Origin of the sequence: Baaleninema simplex PCC 7105 (genome assembly GCF_000332355.1) — a bacterium.
Classification (GTDB): Bacteria; Cyanobacteriota; Cyanobacteriia; order Cyanobacteriales; family Geitlerinemataceae; genus Baaleninema; species Baaleninema simplex.
Genome location: NZ_KB235958.1, coordinates 3,205,635 through 3,225,094 on the forward strand (window position 1 = coordinate 3,205,635; position 19,460 = coordinate 3,225,094).

Annotated in this window: 17 protein-coding genes and 1 pseudogene; 16 read left to right on the forward strand and 2 right to left on the reverse strand. The window is 55.8% G+C overall.

The window, feature by feature from the left end:
• Nucleotides 1-6 precede the first annotated feature (6 nt).
• From GEI7105_RS35090 to GEI7105_RS38575, 4 genes are all read left to right on the forward strand, one after another.
• A complete protein-coding gene (locus GEI7105_RS35090; RefSeq protein WP_342662844.1) occupies nt 7-243 on the forward strand; it encodes a zinc ribbon domain-containing protein in 237 nt (78 codons plus the stop codon).
• Between the two features lie 91 nt (nt 244-334).
• Nucleotides 335-745 carry a transposase gene (locus GEI7105_RS40790; RefSeq protein ID WP_026097716.1) on the forward strand — a complete coding sequence of 137 codons (411 nt, stop codon included), beginning with the start codon at nt 335-337 and terminating at the stop codon, nt 743-745.
• The gene (locus GEI7105_RS40795; protein WP_071592026.1) at nt 675-896 is read left to right on the forward strand and encodes a zinc ribbon domain-containing protein; all 222 of its coding nucleotides are present in this window, start codon (nt 675-677) and stop codon (nt 894-896) included. The genes GEI7105_RS40790 and GEI7105_RS40795 overlap by 71 nt, the downstream gene beginning before the upstream one ends.
• A 350-nt stretch (nt 897-1,246) precedes the next feature.
• Entirely contained in the window at nt 1,247-1,969 is a 723-nt protein-coding gene (locus GEI7105_RS38575) for a peptidoglycan-binding domain-containing protein (RefSeq protein ID WP_017661516.1), read from the forward strand.
• Nucleotides 1,970-2,144: 175 nt separating this feature from the next.
• Here the strand turns inward: GEI7105_RS38575 and GEI7105_RS0116395 are convergent, their stop codons facing one another.
• On the reverse strand, nt 2,145-3,401 hold the full coding sequence (locus GEI7105_RS0116395) for a geranylgeranyl reductase family protein (RefSeq protein ID WP_017661517.1): 1,257 nt from the start codon (nt 3,399-3,401) through the stop codon (nt 2,145-2,147).
• Nucleotides 3,402-3,740: 339 nt separating this feature from the next.
• Between GEI7105_RS0116395 and GEI7105_RS0116400 the strand changes: the two genes are divergently transcribed.
• Nucleotides 3,741-4,205: an ATP-binding protein gene (locus tag GEI7105_RS0116400; protein WP_051044153.1), complete on the forward strand. Its 465-nt coding sequence runs from the start codon at nt 3,741-3,743 to the stop codon at nt 4,203-4,205.
• Between the two features lie 9 nt (nt 4,206-4,214).
• On the opposite strand, the gene GEI7105_RS0116405 is transcribed toward GEI7105_RS0116400, so the two are convergent.
• Complete coding sequence (locus GEI7105_RS0116405; protein ID WP_026097717.1) at nt 4,215-4,493, reverse strand: DUF6439 family protein; 279 nt, start codon at nt 4,491-4,493, stop codon at nt 4,215-4,217.
• A gap of 132 nt (nt 4,494-4,625) precedes the next feature.
• Here GEI7105_RS0116405 and GEI7105_RS0116410 point away from each other — a divergent pair, with 132 nt between their 5' ends.
• From GEI7105_RS0116410 to GEI7105_RS0116465, 11 genes and pseudogenes are all read left to right on the forward strand, one after another.
• Nucleotides 4,626-4,973 carry a sll0565 family protein gene (locus tag GEI7105_RS0116410; RefSeq protein WP_017661520.1) on the forward strand — a complete coding sequence of 116 codons (348 nt, stop codon included), beginning with the start codon at nt 4,626-4,628 and terminating at the stop codon, nt 4,971-4,973.
• A 27-nt stretch (nt 4,974-5,000) separates the two neighbouring features.
• Nucleotides 5,001-6,392: an asparagine--tRNA ligase gene (gene asnS, locus GEI7105_RS0116415; protein WP_017661521.1), complete on the forward strand. Its 1,392-nt coding sequence runs from the start codon at nt 5,001-5,003 to the stop codon at nt 6,390-6,392.
• Nucleotides 6,393-6,711: 319 nt separating this feature from the next.
• Nucleotides 6,712-7,911, forward strand: a complete 1,200-nt coding sequence (locus GEI7105_RS0116425) for a response regulator (RefSeq protein WP_017661523.1) — start codon at nt 6,712-6,714, stop codon at nt 7,909-7,911.
• A 23-nt stretch (nt 7,912-7,934) separates the two neighbouring features.
• Entirely contained in the window at nt 7,935-8,459 is a 525-nt protein-coding gene (locus tag GEI7105_RS33620) for a chemotaxis protein CheW (RefSeq protein ID WP_017661524.1), read from the forward strand.
• Nucleotides 8,460-8,506: 47 nt separating this feature from the next.
• The gene (locus tag GEI7105_RS33625; protein WP_144053840.1) at nt 8,507-10,363 is read left to right on the forward strand and encodes a methyl-accepting chemotaxis protein; all 1,857 of its coding nucleotides are present in this window, start codon (nt 8,507-8,509) and stop codon (nt 10,361-10,363) included.
• Nucleotides 10,364-10,413: 50 nt separating this feature from the next.
• Complete coding sequence (locus tag GEI7105_RS0116440; RefSeq protein ID WP_017661526.1) at nt 10,414-10,779, forward strand: response regulator transcription factor; 366 nt, start codon at nt 10,414-10,416, stop codon at nt 10,777-10,779.
• Nucleotides 10,780-10,944: 165 nt separating this feature from the next.
• Entirely contained in the window at nt 10,945-13,680 is a 2,736-nt protein-coding gene (locus tag GEI7105_RS33630) for a methyl-accepting chemotaxis protein (protein WP_017661527.1), read from the forward strand.
• 49 nt (nt 13,681-13,729) lie between these two features.
• The gene (locus GEI7105_RS0116450; RefSeq protein WP_026097719.1) at nt 13,730-16,483 is read left to right on the forward strand and encodes a hybrid sensor histidine kinase/response regulator; all 2,754 of its coding nucleotides are present in this window, start codon (nt 13,730-13,732) and stop codon (nt 16,481-16,483) included.
• 132 nt (nt 16,484-16,615) lie between these two features.
• Nucleotides 16,616-16,828: a regulatory protein SipA gene (gene sipA / locus GEI7105_RS0116455; protein ID WP_017661529.1), complete on the forward strand. Its 213-nt coding sequence runs from the start codon at nt 16,616-16,618 to the stop codon at nt 16,826-16,828.
• Between the two features lie 514 nt (nt 16,829-17,342).
• Nucleotides 17,343-18,739, forward strand: a pseudogene (iscB, locus tag GEI7105_RS30945) (RNA-guided endonuclease IscB).
• Nucleotides 18,740-18,830: 91 nt separating this feature from the next.
• Entirely contained in the window at nt 18,831-19,046 is a 216-nt protein-coding gene (locus GEI7105_RS0116465; RefSeq protein ID WP_017661530.1) for a hypothetical protein, read from the forward strand.
• Nucleotides 19,047-19,460: the final 414 nt, after the last annotated feature.

Genomic DNA, 19,460 nt, shown 5'->3' on the forward strand with positions numbered 1-19,460 from the left:
CTTGCCGTGCCGCCTGCTTATAGCAGCCAAACGTGCCATCACTGCCTGCATATCCATCCGGTCAAAGGAAAGTCCTATCGTCAGGGTAAGACGTTTCGATGCGGGAATTGTGGCTGGCTTGGCGATGCTGACGACAATGGTTCCAAGGTTATCGAATTGATTGGGGTCGCCGTAAACCGGCCCGGAGGTTCGGGGCTGTTTTGCAGTCTCAGGGCTACGGAAAGCCATTTATCTATCGCTTAGCGATGATGAATGGTAGTTTACATCCTGTCGCCAGACCCAACTCGATAACGGTGAAGCTAGAGAAGACATTCTTCGCAGCAAAATTAATCGAGTGCGAGTCGTTCGTCGAGCCGATGGCTACTACGCGCAGTTTGGTCTCGATCTCGAGCGAAAAGAACCCGGAACCTATACGGGAAACGCGATCGGAATTGACTTAGGACTTAAGTTTTTCATCAAAGACCAAAACGACAATGCTGTCAACTACCCTCAATATCTCAGGAAATCGGAGAAGCGATTAAAGCGGCTACAACGCTGTCTTAGTCGCCAACACCAAAAGGGCAAAAAACAGTCGTCTAACTTTCACAAAACCCGCCGACAACTCGGCAGGCAGCACCTAACCGTCCACCGCCAGCGTAAAGACTGGGCGATAAAACTCGCTCGGGCGCTAAGTTGTGTCCGTCAATCCGGCTTTCACCAGCCAAGACTGCCACAATTGCGGGCATCGAGCCAAAAAGTCGCTTAGTACTCGAACTCATGAATGTCCGAATTGCGGAATCGAGTTATACCGTGACACTAATGCTGCGCTGAACGTTCTCAAACGCGGAATGGAAATACTAGGGATGGAACGATCGAACAGTACCCAAGGGCATTGGGAAACTGGCGGGAAACCGTAAACGACTGGGGAGACTTCCATCTCTGCTGATAAAGGGAAACCTGAGTCAGTAAGTGGTGTCGCTGAACCAGTAACTGCTCTAGAGCAGGAATCCTCGCCCTTCTAGGGCGGTGAGTATGTCAATGAAGACGAAACTCAATGCGACCGACCCGCGATCCCCTAAATTGCAACCCAGAATAGGGGAAAGTTTATTGTGTGAATTTCAGCCCAAAAATTTGATGAGATGGCGAAGAAACTCGCTATTAAAGCAAAAACACCAACAAAATCTCAATAAACTACCCGCGAGCGATTTTTTTGGGTTATGGTGAGAAAAAATATACGACACTCAGCAAACTGATTGAAGGTGAGTTTATGGATAGCTTAGCCTACACTCAACTGTACTTAGCTTACGAATCGGAAACGACGCCCAGCGTTGTTTTCAAACCCAGTATCCTGGCGGCTGCCCCCGTCGCACTAGCGTTAGCACTCGTGGCAGCTCCACAGCCGAAAGCCGAAGCGTCTTACGGTTGTTACACCGAAACGTACTACCACTACGAAGAGTACGAGTACGAATACTGCGATTACTATTACGATCCCTGCTACGATCCCTGTTACGATCCCTGTTACTCCGAACCCGTCGAACAGGTCTCGGGCTATGACTACTACTACGTCGTCGCCATTCAAGACCGTTTGAAAGCCTTGGGTTACTTCCCCCACGGCGTTAACTCGACGGGGTATTACGGGCCGATCACCATTCAAGCGGTGAAGGATTTCCAATACGATTACGGCTTGGCGGTTGACGGCGTCGTCGGTCCGAACACCGATTCGGCGTTGTTCGGCTACGCTCAATATCCCGACACCAGCACGCAGCCGGTCGCCTACCCCGATACCGGTCTGACCTACGATGAAACAGTTCGCCTGCAAGAGTACTTAGCTCAAGAACCGTACTACTACACCGGCCCCATCGATGGGATTTACGGTGTGGGAACCATGGCAGGCGTGGTGGAAGCTCAAAAACAACTGGGTTTAGAAGTCGAACCCTGGAATCCGACTCCGGTTCTCAACAAACTCAGTGAAATGTGGGCGAACGTCTAGTTCGATCGAGGCTCGATCGCCGAATCGTCTAGCACGAAGGCCCGCTCGACTCAATCCCGTCAGAACGTAGGAGGCCACGCCTACAAAGTTCCGGCGGGGTTTTTGGCTGTCACCAGCGGGGGAAGTGCGATCGCGATCGCATCCTTCGATGAAAGTTAGCGAAACAGTATCGGTGCTAACGACTCGCCCCGAACGGTGCGCCCAAGTGCGAGATTGCACCGTCAATCGTTTTTTGTCCCACGTAGCCGACAAACTTTCCGACGATCTCGGAAAACTGCAAATCTCCCGCCAACAGTCGCGCTGCGATGTGAGTACCGTCGCGACGTCGTACCACGTGACGGTAACACCAGTCGGGGAAGCGGTAGAAAAACGCCGCCAGCAATCGCGCTGCATTGAAATTGGCTGCCACTTCTGCGTGTAACTGCGCCGTGTACTGTTGGGGACAGCCTGCGGCAATACAATCGGCGGCAATAATACCGCTTTTGATGCCGTGAAGGATACCGTCTCCGAAAAAGGGATTGACGAGTCCCGCCGCGTCACCGACGAGCAGAATGCGTCCGCCAGGGCTGTGGCGGCGTTCTTTGCCTTGCCAGAGCGGTAAAGGATGGGCGTAAAACTTCAACGCTGCGCGATCGACGTTTAAATCGAAGCGATCGAAATAGCCGAAAATCGCCCGTTCCAACTCGTCGCGAACGAACCGATTTCCCCCCCGTTTCCCTTTCGGTGGATGGAACACCCCAGCCCCGACGTTCAAACTCTCTCCTTTCGGAAAAATCCAGGCGTAGCCCCGGCGTACCGCCCCGTATTCCAAATGCGCCACGTCGGGGCGTAACCTGTCCGGGGATGCGTGCCAATCGTAAGGCAGTTCGACTTCCATAGCGATCGCCAACTGTCGCCGCTGCCGCAAATTCACCGCATTGGCCGCGATCCCGTTAGCCCCGTCTGCACCGATAACCTGTCGCGCCGTCGCCGTAAAACTCTCTCGTCGATCGCCCGTTCGAGAAGCACGAACCGTCACCCCTCGCGAGTCGAGATCGAGCGATCGCACCGTCAACCCATCTCGCAACTGCGCCCCGCAACGAACCGCCTGACGAACCAAGGCGTTATCAAACAGCGGACGCTGTACCATCCACAGCGATAAATCCCGAGGCGACTCTGGTAAATTGACCGATCCCAAATGAGCTTCGCCGAAATTCCACGTGTGGCACAACTGGCGCACCTGAGATTCGACGGCAACTTCAACCCCCGTATCGGGAAAGAGATCGCGCAGCCACGCGTCCACTTGCATCGGCATTCCGCCCCCACAGGGTTTGTGACGGGGTAACGCCCGTTTTTCCAGCAATGCCACTCGCAATCCGGCTCGAGCTGCCCTGGCTGCCGCCGTTGCGCCAGACGGCCCGGCACCACACACGATAACGTCGTAATCTAGCACGATTTCCTACAAGTTTAGAGCTGAGGAATCTATTGGTTCAAAAAACGTCGTCGCGGCGTGCGATCGACAGATTTTATCCTTCTTAGCTTACCGGAGTTTGGAAAAATTTGTTCGGGTCGAGCGAAAGGGCGAACCGTTTACCCGTGGGCTTGTTAGGGTTTCAAAACTCCCCGGCTTGCCGAGTAAACCGGACTGTTTCGCCAGAAGCAGACTTGCGTTTTTTGGCGTTCTCTGGCAATATTTCGCTAGGATAGAAGCATAAGCGTCAAATATATTATGCGGTAAAGCCAATGACCCAAGCATTGAATCGATGCATACTTCTATTGAGCTAAAAAATCCATGGTTTTTTCTGTAATGGCTCTCCCCATGCCTTCCACAGGACGCTGCCAGGGGACGGTTAGTTTTGCTTCGACTCTTTATCTCTGTCCGATTTTGGATCTACTCCTGGCCGAAATTCCAGCATCTCTCCAGCCCGAAATTCGGCTCGGCCTTCAAGAAGCTTTAGTCAACGCGGCCACACACGGAAACCAACTCGACCCCGGAAAGACGATTACGGTCGAATTTTCCTTTTCCAAAGATATCTACTGGTGGACGATTTCCGATCGCGGCGATCGACCCTTCGACCCAGAAGCCTGCTGCTGTGCCAGCGCTGACGAAGACAGCCTCCCCGACGACACCTCCGAGTGCGGTCGGGGATTGTATATTTTGAACCAAATTTTCGATCGCGTCGAATGGACGCCTCAAAAGCGGCAACTTCGCCTCGGCAAACTGGTGCCTCGCAGCGTTCGTCGCCCGAAATTTTAACTCGAAATTTTAACCTGTCGAATCGCTCTTAGAGGAGTGTTTCGTGCCGTGTTGCGGACAGGGAGGAGCGGAAATCGAGCGATCGAGCCAACCGATCGCCTGCTGGAGTCGCGGCAGCGCTTCTTCAGGAGCGTCTTTGAGTAGAAAGACCAACGCCGCCGCCAGTTGTTCCCGAGCGCGAACCGAGCGGTTAGACTTGAGACGGTGCCAGTCGCGTTCGGAGAGGGCCAAACGTTCGGCTAACGCTCGTGCCAGTTCCAAGGTCTCGAACTCTCGGAGTTCGGCCAGACGGGGATCGCCGCGGAGAGGAGACGTCGCCGCATCAGAAGTCGTAGAAAATCGAGTCACAGGTATCGCGGGGCAAAACCCCGTTAGACTACAACAGAGGCGATCGCACGCCAGAGCTTTCTTTTCACTGTAATGTTTTTCGCCGTCTCTGTCAGCCATCTCCCCATGACTCCACCGACCGATCCCGCCCCGATCCCGTCCTCCGACGACGACGCCGATCTCGATCGCTCCCTTCAAGACCTCGAAACCGCCTTGACCCAATTAAAGCTGCGTCACGCTCAAGTGCAGCGCGATCGAGACCGACGCCAAAAACTCAAAGACGACCTGAAACGTCTCACCGAACAACTCGAACAGGTGGAAGTCCGCCTCGAAAGCCAACTGTTCTCCTGGCGGGACTTGCGCGAACCCTTCTGGCAAGCCGTGCGCTTTCTGGGCTTGGGGGTTGTTGTAGGCTGGATATTGAAGTCCTGTGCTGGCTGAAACAGCCGCTCGAATCCCTTTCCCTCTATGGAACAGCGAAGAATTATCCAGATTTTGCGTCACGGCGTTCCCGACGAAACCGCTTGCGTGCGCGGTTGGGTGCGAACCAAACGGGAACTCAAACAGTTTTCCTTTGTCGAAGTCAACGACGGCTCGTCTCTAGCTAACTTACAAGTGGTTCTCGACCCCGAACTTCCCGACTACGACACGCTCGTCAAGTGTCTCAACACGGGGGCGTCGGTCGAAGTGTCTGGAACCCTCGTCGAGTCCCCCGCTAAAGGTCAGCGCATCGAACTCAAAGCCACAACGGTGACGGTGTGCGGCGAGGTCGATAGCGAAACTTACCCCCTCCAGAAAAAACGCCATTCCTTTGAATTTTTGCGAACCATCGCTCACCTGCGATCGCGCACCAACACCCTCGGGGCTGTCTTTCGCGTGCGGAACGCCGCCTCCGACGCCATCCATCGATTTTTCCAAGAACGGGGTTTCTTGTGGATTCACACTCCCATCCTCACCGCTAGCGACTGCGAAGGGGCGGGCGAACTGCTCTCTGTGACCCACTTCGACCTGGCCGACGTACCTCGAACCGAGGCGCAAGCCGTCGATTACAGCCGGGATTTCTTCGGAAAACCCGCCTATTTGACCGTTAGCGGGCAACTCGAAGCCGAAGTGATGGCCATGGCCTTCGGTAACGTGTACACCTTCGGGCCGACGTTCCGCGCCGAGAATTCCAATACCTCGCGCCATTTGGCTGAATTTTGGATGATCGAGCCGGAAATGGCGTTTTGCGACCTGGCTGGCGACATGGATCTCGCCGAAGACTTCCTCAAATACCTATTTAACGCCGTGTTAGAAGCCTGTCCCGAGGACATGGAATTTTTTAACCAACGGATCGATAAGGGAGTTTTAGAGCGGGCAGAAAACATTTTACGGCACGATTTCGAGCGGGTTTCTTATACCGAAGCGATCGAACTGTTGGAAAAAGCCGATCGCACCTTTGAATTTCCCGTTGAATGGGGCGTAGATTTGCAATCGGAACACGAACGATATCTCGCCGAAGAACTGTTGGGCAAACCGCTAATCGTTTACAATTATCCTAGGAATATTAAAGCCTTCTACATGCGTCTCAACGACGACGAAAAAACCGTGGCAGCCATGGACGTTCTCGTTCCAAAAATTGGCGAAATCATCGGCGGATCGCAGCGTGAAGAACGGCTCGACGTACTCGAACGGCGAATTCGGGAGAGCGGATTGAACCGAGAGGATTACTGGTGGTATCTCGATTTACGTCGGTACGGAAGCGTGTCTCACGCCGGGTTCGGGCTGGGATTCGAGCGGTTGGTTCAGTTCGTGACCGGAATGGCAAACATTCGCGACGTAATTCCATTTCCTCGCGCTCCCTTAACGATCGATTTTTGAGGGGTGTGACCCCCCAAAACTGGTGTGAGAAGATTTCCGTGAAATTGCCGTTGCTTGCAGGCAAATAACTGCGATAGACTGACTGCGGATACGCAGTCGGCTAAATCGTTCGCCTATCGCGCGATATTCGGTTCGATCGCCGCTCGCACGTGTCAGGCTCGCCGTGAATCTCTCGACTTTCCGCCTTCAGGAAGCCCGTCGAAACCGGACTCACGCTTTCTGAAGGGCTGTGTTTTGCCCGCGCGCGTCTTCATGCCGAGCCGAAACCGAAATGTGCGTTCGGGCGAGCGACGCGACCATCAGTCCCGAACCATCGATCATGACTGGCAACTCTCCTCCCAAGCCGAGTAACGATAGTGCGACGCGCACGATTGCTAACCCGCGCAAAGCGATCGAATATCTCGTTGCCAAGAAAACCTCCGGGTGCATCACCGTCAGCGATCCCGACGATCGCACGGTAAGCTGGCAACTGTTTCTACGGGGCGGACAACTGACCTACGCCACCAGCGTCGGACGAAAAACCGAACGGTTACAGTGTTTGATGCGAACCGTACAACCGGCCTTAGCCAAACGGGAGTTTTCCGACGACCGTAACGAGTACCCCGAAATTTGTCAATGGTGGCACGGAAACGGTCTTCCGATGTCTAAACTCCGACAACTGCTCGTGCGGCTGAGTTTAGAAGGCTTGGTTCATATTTTCGCCCTGTCTAAAGCCCCCATCGAATTCGAGAAAGGCGCGAAAGTCGATCCCATTTTGATCGAAACGCCCCTGACCGACATACCCGCTCCGCTCTGGCAAATGGCGCTACAGTGGCAACAGTGGCGTCAGACGCTACCCTCGCCGTTCGCACGATTGTACTTGCCCGAGGAACGAGAATCGGACTTTTTAGAACTGTCGAAACAACATCCGTTTCCCCTAAAATCCGATCGCGATCCCCAACAGGTCGCTCGAGCCACCGCTCGAATCCTCCACCAACAGCTTTCGATCTATCGCATCGCCACCCTGCTCAAAACCTCGGTTCAAAACCTGGTGACGTGGGTGCAGCCATTTTCGTCCGACGGAATTCTCGAAACCCTGACCGACAGTCAACCCGACACGAGCGATCTCCAAGACGTCACCGAATCGCAAAACGACGTCCGGCCGGTAGTCGCCTGCATCGACGACAGTAAAACCGTGCAAAAACAGGTACGGGGTATTTTAGAAATGTCGGGTTACGACGTTCTCGGTATCACCGAACCGGCCCAAGCCCTCACAGCGTTGGTTCGACAGAAACCCGCCGTCATTTTAATGGACGTGAATATGCCCGATATCGACGGCTACGAACTCTGTAGTATGCTGCGGCAGTCGCGACAACTGCGGGACATTCCCATTATTATGCTCACCGGACGCGACGGCATTCTCGATCGCATTCGGGCTAAAACTTTGGGTGTGAACTACTACCTCACGAAACCCTTCCATCCGGCTCACCTCGTCGAGTCTATCGGTAAAGTCCTGCAAAACATTCCGATCGATGCGTAGGGCGAGAAGACGGCAAACTTCTGATGGAACGAGACTATTTTAAAATTCGGGTATCCTCGACGGTGCGCGTGGCGTTGCCCCTAAGCCAAATCGAGGCGGCATTACAAATCGACCGACGGCTTGTCTGTCCCGTTCCCGGCGTCGCTCCGGCTTTGCTGGGGGTCGTCAACCGTCGCGGCACCTTGACGTGGGTTCTCGATTTAAGTCACTTTCTCGAACTCGGGCCGTTACCGGCGATCCCCGGACAAGCCCTCAAAGCGATCGCGCTGTCGGCGTCTCCGACCTCAAACGCTGCGGTCGTCGGAATTTCCGAGAACGACCCCCACCGAAACCGCGCCCCCCGGCCGGCGGTGGCCTGCGTCGTCACCGACCTCGAAGGGGTGTTTTCGCCCCAGCGCGAACTGCCCGTCACCAAGCGGCTCAAACCGCGACTGCAAGGTCTGATGAAGCAAATCGTCTACGACGGTGCGACCGGCTTGGCCGTTCTCGATTCCCCCGCCTTACTCCAGGCTTTGCGCGAAACGCCCCTCGACCTCGCACCCGCTTGAGATCTCAACTGCTGTCTGTTTTACGCGATGCGACCGGAGATTATCCCATGACCCAACCGACCCCCGAACGCGATACCGCGTCGTTCGCGGCAGCAGAGCCAGAGGCGATCGCTGCCGAGACTGCCCCAGCCGAAGACGCCAAGGGTTCTGACGACCTGTTGCAACTGCTGCTGACCGCCAACGGACTCGAACAGTCCGGCGAAATCGATCGCGCCCGAGAAATTTACGAAGATATCGTCACCCGCGACAGTACGGGCGTTTGGGGTCAGAGTGCCAGTCAAGCCCTCGCTGCTTTACCCGCCTCAGAACCGGCAGCCCTCGAAGACACGACCCTCGAAAGACCCGACTCCAATTCCGAGGAGCGTTCGACAGAATCCGAGCCGACAGTACCGCTTCCTCCAAGTCCTCCCCTCGACACCTCCCCTCGTCGGGAACCCAAGACAGCCGTAGCGCGATCGCGCGGGGGGTTGGGAACGACCCTAAAATTGATGTTCGTGGCGACCGCCGCCGTTCCTGCCGTCCTGACCGCCGGGGCGACGCTGTGGCTGGCCCCGCAAACCCTACCGCCCGCTACGACCCCTTCCGAAACCGACGATCGCGATCGCGTTCTCCAACGACAAACCCTGTTGGCGGCGATCGTCGGCGCGGTCAGCATCCTGGCTCTGGCGAGTTTGACACTGCCCCGGCTACAGCGGCTCGATCGATACTTACGCCAAATAGCATATTTTTCTAAAAAAGTCAAGCTCGATCGTCCGACGCGTCCCCTAGAGATTCCCGAGGGGAGAGACGAGATCGGCGCGATCGCCGCAAACCTGAGAGATATTGCCGATCTCGTCACCAACCAAAACCATCGCCTGCAACAGCTCGAACGACAACAAGAGCAAGAGCGCCAGCGCGATCGCGCCGAAAAAGACCGCCTCCAACAACAGGCCCTCGACTTACTCGAGCGTCTCGAAGCTGCCCGCAGCGGCAACCTAGCCGTCGAAGCGCCCCTCAGCGACGGCGCAGTAGGAGCGATCGCCGATGCCTTCAACGCCACCGCGCGATCGCTGCGAGAGTTCGTCAGCCAAACCGCCCGCGTCGCCGCCGACGTAACCGAACGCACCCACGACAGCGAAACGGCCGTTCGCCAACTCAGCGATGCCGCCCGCCACCAATCCCAAGACCTACAAAGCGCCCTCGACACCGTTCGCGCCATCGCCGACGCCATCGATCGCCTGTCGAGATCGACCCGAGACGCCGCCGATCTCGCCCGTCAAGCCACCGAAGCCGCCCGACTCGGCGACAGTAACATGGACCGCACCACCGAAAGCATGGAACAGTTGCGTACCGCCGTCGCCAACACCGCCAAAAAAGCCAAACGTCTCGCCGAATCAGCCCAAGAAGTCTCACAAATCCTCGCCGTCGTCTCCGGAATTTCCGAAAAAGCCAACTTGCTCGCCTTCAACGCCGCCATCGAAGCCGCCCGAGCGGGGGAACGGGGTGAAGGATTCCGACAAGTGGCCGACGACGTGCGGGGCTTAGCCACCCAAATCGGCGAATCCGCCGGAGACATCGAACGACTCGTCGGTAGCATCCAAGCTGAAACTGCCGACGTTCTCGACGTTCTCGAAGCCGGAACCGCCGAAGTGGTCAGTAGCACGCGATCGGTCGGTCAAACTCAGCAAACCCTGCGCCAACTCAGCGAACTGAGTCAGGCCATCGACGGTTCCCTGCAAACCGTCGCCCGCGACAGTGCCGACCGGGCCCGGTCTTCTCAAGACGTCAACCGCGTTATGGAAGAGGTCAACCGCGTTGCCCTCACCAACACCGAGGAAGCCCAACGCGTCGTCAGCGTCCTGCAAGGACTGCTCGAAGAAGTTGAGACCCTCAAATCCTCTGTGGCAAAATTTCAGGTTGAATGACGCCACTGTTCCCATTCGTTTGTTTAGCCCACGCGATCGAAACTCTAGCCATGAAACACGTATTTGTTGTCGAAGACGGCCACGCCGAACAAAAAATGATCGAAGCCCTGCTCAAACAGGCGGGGTTTCAAGTCACCCTATCGAGTAGCGTCGACGAAGCCTGGGACAAACTCCAAAGCGGTTCCCCCCCCGACCTGTTCGTCCTCGACATCGTCATGCCCGGAAAAAGCGGCCTCGAACTCTGCCGCACCATCCGAGAAAACGAGCAACTCCAAGATATCCCCGTAGTCTTCTGTAGTTCCAAGAGCGAAGAATTCGATCGCTTCTGGGCGATGCGCCAAGGGGCCCAAGCCTACCTCGTTAAACCCTATGCCCCCAAAGAACTCCTCGATGTCGTGTACCAACACGTTAAATGAGATGGGGAGACGATGAGATGATGAGATGAGGAGATGAGGTGAAACTGTCAATTGTCCTCACACTTCACGCTTCGCTCTTCCCTAAAGAAGCCTCCCCATCTGCCCGAGGAAGCAAGTGCTAACGGCCTTCCCTCTTCCCCTATTCCCTCTTCCCTCCTCCCTGACATGAACCAGCCCTCTGCTGCCAACGGCAACATCGCCACCCAACCCAGCGACGCCGACGCCCTACTCGAACAGTTTCTCGAAGCCAACCGCCTCGAACAGTCCGGGCAACTCGATCGCGCCCGCCAACTGTACGACGCCATCATCGCCGAAGACCCCGACGGATTCTACGGAACCAGCGCCCGTCGCGCCCTCGAGAGTCTGGGAAACGCCGATACCACCGCGACGACGGCGATCGCGTCCCCAACGACTACAGAAGAAGGTGAGTTCGACGAAGACGGCGACACCGGCGTTCGGTTCGCTCCCCTCAAAACCGCCAAAACCTGGGTAAAACGGCGTTGGGAAAACCTCAGTTTTACCAACAAACTCACCATTCTACTGGTGAGCGGTTCCGTGGTTCCCGTCGCCCTCACGACGCTGTTCCTCGTTTCCCGAACTCAAGAACGCGTTCAAGAAGAATTTCTCACCCAACTGTCCTCCGACGTGGCAGCGTGGCGGAACGATTACGTCCTCTGGACGGAAGACGACAGCGTGACCGAAGCCGAAAACCTTTCCCAACTGGTGCAAATTCGCGGTATCGACCTCAGCAACAGCGGACAAATCAACCGAGAACGAGAGTATCTCGACGCGCTGGTCACCGAAGCACTGGCCGCTGGAGACCGAAACCGCGCGGACACGACGAAGAGTTTCCGTATCCTCACGGACGCTCGAGGACGCACCGTCGCCCAGGGCATCAAAATTCATACTTCAGCTCTAGAAGAACCCACCTATCCGCCCCTTCCCGACCCGAAACGCGCCATTTCCTCCGACGAATTCCAGCGGGTGCAGACGACACCGGGCATCCCTTTGGACGATTTAGATATCGTGAAGACCGTTCTCCTCAGCGGGCAACCGCAACGGGGCATCGAAATCGTATCGGCGGAGATTCTGGAACGGTTGGGATTGGGGCAACAGGCCGAAATTCCGCTGCGTTCTGACATCTCGCAAGATGCCGACGCCGCCTCAGCCGCCCGTCGAGCGGACGATCTCGACGATTTTCAAGCTGGATTGGCGACGGTGGTGGTCTATCCCGTTAAAATCGGCGATCGCGTCGTGGGAACGGCGATCGTTGGGGTTCTCCACAACCGCCACCACGCCCTCCTCGATGAATTCCAACAACTGTTCGGAGCCAACGCCATCTCCGTATACGCCTACAACTGGCGCGTCAACACCAACGTCGATGCGGGTGACGGAACTCGCGCCATCGGCACCCTAGCCTCGGAGCGCGTCACCGACTCCGTTCTCGAAGAACAGCAAGAAACCTACTCCCTCGTCGAAGACATCAACGGCAAAAATTATCTCACCGTCTATCAGCCCCTCTACAACCACAAACGGCGCAGCGACCCCGACGTGTCGCCGATCGGCATGGTGTCCGTGGCCAAACCGCAAACCGAACTCGAACGGCTAGTGCGGGCGCAACAGCTATTGGGCATTGCCGTCGGTGGCGGTGCGGCGATCGTCGTGAGTGCCGTAGCGATCCTCGTCGCCAAAGCCTTCGCGCGATCGCTCGGCGATCTGGCGTGGTTCGCTCAAAAAGTCGGACAGGGCGATCGCGGCGTGCGCCTCGAAGCCACCGCACGCGCCGACGAAATCGGTATTCTCTCCCAAGAACTCAACCAAATGGCGGCCAGCATCGAAGCCAACATCGACGCCGTAAAGCGTCAAGAGGAACTGCGCCGCAAAGAAGCCCAACAGCAGCGTCGCGAAAAAGAACGCTTGCAACGAGGGGTCATGAACCTGCTACTCGAAATCGAAGGCGCACAACGCGGTGACTTAACCGTCAACGCCGCCGTGACTGAAGGATCGGTGGGATCGATCGCCGACGCCTTCAACACCACCATTCGACGCCTGCGAGAACTGGTATTGCAGGTACAAACCGTCGCGAACCAGGTCAACGACCTCGCCACCGGTAGCGCCCCCGCTGTCAAAACGCTCTCCCGAGAAGCCGACGTTCAAGCTCGGGAAATCGAACAAACGCTTGTGACCGTTGGAGAGATCGGCGATGCCATCCGTCGGATCGATCGCTCGGCCCAACAAGCCGCCGCCATCGCCCAACAGGGCGCTAAAGCCGCCCGAGATGGAGAAGAAGTGATGGACTTGACGGTGACGAGTATCAAAAATATCAGTAACGCCGTCGCCGAAACTGCCAGTAAGGTCGATCGCCTCACGGAGTCCTTCAAACAAATCCTGCAAATCCTCACCATCATTTCCGGCATTGCCGAACGGACAAATTTGTTGGCGTACAATGCCAGTATCGAGGCATCGCGGGCAGGAGAAAACGGCCAGGGTTTCCGGGTCGTCGCCGAAGAAGTGCGCCGCCTTGCCGGACGCGCCACCGAAGCCACCCGCAGTATCGAGCAAATCGTCGAAGTGATTCAACTCGATACCGAAGAAGTGCAACAAGCGATGGAAGTGGGTAAATCAGAAGTCGCTGAAGGTACCGAACTCGTGGCCAAAACCAAGCAAACCCTCAAAGGTCTCGCCGATGTCAGCCAGACGATCGATCGCTACATTCAATCGATTTCACAAAACACCACCACCCAAACCGAAGCCTCCAAACAGGTGAACGACCGTATCGAACAAGTGGCGGGGACGACCCAAAATACCTCGACCCTCGCCAAAGAGGTGACAGAATCCCTCGAAGAACTGGTCGCCGCCGCCGCCACCCTCAAAGAATCCGTGGCTCAGTTCCGGTTGTGAGCGATCGGTTTCACCGTCTGTTTTCGTTTTTCGTTTGGTTTGTACGATCGTGAATTACACTCTCGACCCCGCCGTTCTCGAAGCGATCGCTCAAGAAGCCCGTCAGTGCTTCCTCGAAGAAGACGCCCCCGGCTATCTCGACACCCTACAACAGGGACTCCGACAGATGGCCGACGGCGTCGCGCCAGACTATCGGACGTTAATGCGGGCAGCCCACTCGGTCAAAGGCGGTGCGGGCGTCGCGCAAATGCCGGGGTTGAGTACTCTGGCCCACAAGCTCGAAGACCTCCTCGAAGCGTGGAACGAAGAGCGAATTCAGGATATCGATTCGGCACTGACCCTAATGCAGCAAGGTCTCGAAAGTCTCACCGACTTACTCGAAGCCGCCCAAACGCAAGGCATCGACCTCGAACCGGATCCCGACCTCCTGCAAGCCCTCGACGAATTTTTAGCCGCACTCGACCCAGACGCCATATCGCTCTCACTCGAAACGTCCGAGACACTCTCCCCGGCGAAGCAACGCTTAATTCGCACGGCGTTAGACTCAGACCTCGAAACCTGCCTGAGCGCCCTAGACGATCGCCTCCAATCCCCCGGAAACGACCTGCGAGACGCCTTCGCCACCTTCCTCGATGAATGTCTGCTGTTGGGAGAAGCCTACGGCTTGTCTTGGCTCGTCCAAACCGTCGAAGAAACTGAAGCAACCTTAAAGAACGCGTCGCCATCGCTTAAAGACCTCACCGCTTTAGCTCGACGCACCAGCGAGGTGCTAAGGCGTCAGCGAGACGCGTATTTACAAGACATGGCAGACAGCGGCGAAGCGAGCAGCGCAGCGGCGAAACCCTCCGAGACCGTCTCCGAGCCAAACCTCCCCGCTCCGTCCGAGGTCAAACCCGAAACGACGACCGTTCCGACGCGGGTACAACAACTGCGAATTCCTCTCGAACGGATCGATCGCATGAGCAGTCTCGTCGGGGAACTGATTACCTACCACGAACGGCTGACCTTGCAGCAACAGCAACTCAAACAAGCCAGCCTCAACCTGCGACGCATCGTCGAACAGGTCAAGCCCGTTCGAGACGACGTACAAACCCTCTACGATCGAATGTCCACCACCGAGGACAACAGTGCAAGCCCCGAAGCCGGGCGGTCTGAAGAGTTCGATACCCTGGAAATGGATCGCTACACCGCCCTCCACAGTAGCCTACAAACCTTTGAAGAGTTAATCGCCCAAGTCCAAGAAACCCGCATCGACATCGACATCGTCAACCGGGAACTCGCCCAAGATTTGGGACAAGTCCGTCGCGACCTCGATCGCCTCTACGACGAAGTGACCACCTCCCGCCTGGTCCCCTTCAAAACCTTCGCTCAGCGTTTCGTTCCCCAACTCCAACGCATCAACCAACGCTGTGGCAAACAGTCCACCTTACAAATCTTCGGGGAAAACGTTCCCGTCGATAAAGTTCTCCTCGAACAGCTCCAAACTCCCCTTACGCACATTCTCAACAACGCCCTCGACCACGGCATCGAATCCCCTGAAAACCGACGCCGCCTCGACAAGCCCGAAACAGCCCGTATTTCCTTGGGCGCGAAAACCGAAGGTAGCGAAGTGGTCGTCACCATCGCCGACGACGGCCGGGGCATCGATTTAGAATCGGTCTATCGCAAGGCCGTCGATCGCGGCCTCTGTCCGCCCCAGGTCACGATCGCTCAACTCCCCCGCGAAACCCTTCTCGACTTTATTTTCCAATCGGGATTTTCCACCGCCGCTCGCGTTAGCGATATTTCGGGTCGGGGCGTCGGGATGGACATCGTGCGAACTCAAGTGCAGCAACTGCGGGGCAGCGTCGAAGTCGATACAGTCCCCGGAAAAGGCACGACGTTCTCGATTCGCTTGCCCCTCAGCCTCAGTTTGCTCCCAGTATTGCTCTGTCAGATCGGGCAGCAGGTGGTGGCGATTCCCAGCGATACGGTGTTGGACGTATTGCCCTACGACGACGCGGTGGGGATCGATCGCACGCCGCTGACGAGTTCTCTGCTCGGTCGCGATCGAGCTGCCCGTGCGGGGGGCGATACCCTGGACAAGTCCATGACCTGGCGCGGTCAGGTTTTATCGCTGTATCCGCTGTGGGGAATGTTGACCTACAACACCGCTGCGGCTGTTTCTTCGACCCCCCGCGTCGTTCTCGTCCTCAAGGGGGCGACGACGCCTCTAGCGGTAGCGGTAGACGCCATTTCCGACGAACGCCAACTGGTTCTCAAACCCTTTGACGATACAGTTCCGGTTCCTCCTTACGTGGCCGGTTGTGCCATTTTGGGGACGGGGGAGGCCGTACCGACGATTTTACCCCGCTTTCTCAAACCGATGTCGCACCAGAAAATCGCCTCGACGCCGCCAGCAGTTGCCGTCTCGGCCCGCACGATTTTAGTGGCGGAGGATTCGACGGGGGCGCGGCGATCGCTCGAACGCATCCTCACCAGTGCCGGGTTCGTGGTGGTGCCTTGTCGCGACGGTGGCGAAGCGTGGAAGAAGCTGGAACAGCGTCAGGGAACGGTGGATTTGGTGGTGACAGATATCGAAATGCCAGTTCTCAACGGCTTCGATTTGCTCAGTAAGATTCGATCGCATTCGATGTGGTACGGTCTGCCCACAGTGGTCTTGACCTCGCGCACGGGCGATCGACACCGCCAGAAGGCTAAAAGTTTGGGAGCCAACGCCTATTTGGGCAAACCCGTCACGCCGGCGGAGTTGCTCTCGAGTATCGACGAGTTGCTTGGGGAAGGCATCGCGGCGTCGCCGTGAAGATGTGAAGATTTGACACGGGGGCGATCGCTTCCACGAGACCCTCGATAGAATCGGAGATCTGAACACCGATCTCGTGCGAGATGCGATCGAGATCCGATCGTCGTTGGCAAAGTTGACAGTTTAGGCCAGATGTCTGAATTTGCAGTTGGAGAAAAAGTCCGTATCGTCCTGCTCCCACCGTATTTAAAAACTGCCGATCCCATGCCGATGCTGCGTCCCCAGAGTTTGCTGGCAGTGGGGGACGAGGGGATCGTGACCGCCCGCAATCCCGGTGGAACCTGGAGCGTTCGCTTCGAGAACGGGGCTTATCTCCTCGACAGTCAATATTTAGAACCCGTCTAGTCGTTCGTCGAAACGCTGAGAACCGACCGGACGCGAGCCGACTGACTGAGAAGTTTTTGATACGATATCTGCAACGGCTCCTGTATCGCGAGGGCGCGGCCGGGAGAATACGAGGGGTCGAACCGCCTCCAACGCCTCCCCAGCCATCGCGTACAATGAAACCGTCAACAACCCGCCGTCAAGTCTGTTGGCTATGACGGGGGCTTGAAAAAGCCCACAAGTTGACCAGCCTAAGTCTTCCGAAGACTACGTTACGTCCGAGAGTTTAAGTTCCTACCGACGAGTACGTTGCCAGCTTGTCGCTCTAGAACTGAAAAGTTAAACAGCTTTAAACGGGTTAAGGCAGTGCTTTTCAGATATAGCAGTACGACGTCGTTTGCGAATTGTTTTCAGGGTAGATCGTTACGGAATGGGGTTTTCAGCCGATCTGTTTCCGCAAACCATTTAGGATTGCTATAGTACCGAGACGTAACCTTGGCGAGGCAAACGTTACCCCTTTTGGGAGTTGTGTATTATGCACATTTTCGTTCTAGACAAAGACAAAAAACCCCTAGCACCATGCCATCCAGCCAAGGCGCGGCGGCTCCTGAAATCCGGTCGTGCTTCGGTGTTTCGTCGCTATCCATTTACCCTTATCTTGCACAAGATTGAAGCCAAAGATTGTGTCGTTCCGGAAACTCAACTCAACGCTTCGGCTCCGCTCGCTTCGACTTCGCTCAGCGTTGAGTCCGAGCGGAGTCGAGGACTCAAAATCGATCCCGGCTCGCAAACAACTGGGTTGGCTATCCTGTCCGAAAACCGAATCATTTGGGCGTCCGAACTCAGCTATCGCGGACAGCAAATTAAGAACGACTTAGAGAAACGTCGCGCTTTACGACGCTCCCGACGCCATCGAAAAACTCGTTACCGAAAGCCTCGCTTTCTTAACCGTACTCGTCCGAAGGGTTGGCTTCCACCGTCTCTCAACCATCGGGTCGAAACTACAATGACCTGGGTGAACCGTTTGCGAAAACTTTGTCCGATCGTCTCGATTTCTCAAGAACTCGTGCGGTTCGACACCCAAAAACTCCAAAACCCCGAAGTGAGTGGTATTGAGTATCAGCAGGGCGAATTGTTGGGCTATGAAGTGCGCGAGTTCTTGTTAGAAAAGTGGGGTCGAAAGTGCGCCTCTCTTGGTGCGCGTTCCCTAGCGCCGTGCGACGGCGCGGGGTCGCACCGCTACTGCGGTGCTGAGAACCTACCATTAGAGGTCGAACACATTCATCCCAAATCGAAGGGAGGGAGCGACCGAGTTTCTAACCTAACGCTGGCTTGTCATACTTGCAACCAAGCTAAGGGAAACCGAGATATTCGCGAGTTTCTATCGGGCAAACCGTCCGTTCTCGACCGTATTTTGAAACAGGCAAAAGCGCCGTTAAAAGATGCGGCAGCAGTCAACGCAACTCGCTGGAAGCTGTACCAACAGTTGAAAGAAACTGGATTGCCCGTTGAAGTGGGAACGGGCGGACAGACTAAGTTTAATCGGACTCGATTGGGTTTGCCGAAAACTCACTGGCTCGATGCTGCTTGTGTCGGGAAATCGACTCCCGATCGATTAGATGTCGCGGTCGAGAAACCTTTACTCGTTGCAGCCAAAGGTCACGGAGTTCGGCAACGATGTCGTCCCGATCGATACGGTTTCCGAGGGCTGTTGCCCCGAAAGCCAAATCTTTTCAAGGTTTCCAAACCGGCGATATAGTCAAGGCGACAATTCCTCAAGGAAAATTCGCCGGAAATTACACGGGGCGGATTGCTATTCGGTTTCGCCCTTCCTTTCGACTGAACGCTGGGGTTAAACCTTTTGACGTTCATCCGAAATATCTGACGACTGTTCAGAAATCAGACGGCTATGAATACAGATTCTCAAAATAAGGATGCCCTGTCGGGCAGTTCGTTTGTTGGCGGGAATTCCCCTCCCGCTAATCCTGTCGGATATAACGGGAGTCCCCTTCCCGCATTTTAGATGGAACATCACAAGCACGATCGCAGCGCGGCCGAACGGGCGTTTCGGGAATCCCTGGAGCGCTTGCGAGAGACGCTGGAAACCCCGAAAAAAGCAGCTTCCGACGTGCCACCGCCTGTGTCTCCAGCGAACGAGGCAGAGTTGTGGGAAGATGCCATCGACGATATCGAGCGGTTTTTGAACGCTCGCCATCCCCAAGATTCTGATTCTGAGTGATGTCCTGCCATGAATACTCCTCCACCTGCTACGCGAGGTGGCGGTGTCTTAATTAGGGTTTGCTGAAAAAGTTATCAAAAGCTGGGGGTGGAAAATGAACAAGAAGCCGTCTTGCTCAAGGTATAAATCTGAATTGACTTAACTCGTCCACTTTATAAGTTACAATAATATTTCTCGACAAAATTATGAAGTTTGGGAAAAATTGGGCTCTTCGGAGTTTAGGGTGACAGAAAAACTAACTTCACGAGATTTCAAGGGTTTTGGCTCTCGAATCTTCAATTTTTTGTATCATGCTATACATTTATAACCACAAACTCCGAAGACCCAAAAATTGACACAAAAAAAGACAGTAAAACTGCCGGCTCAGCTTCACCAGGTTCATCACTAAAAAGGTCAGAGCGATGGAGGTTTCCG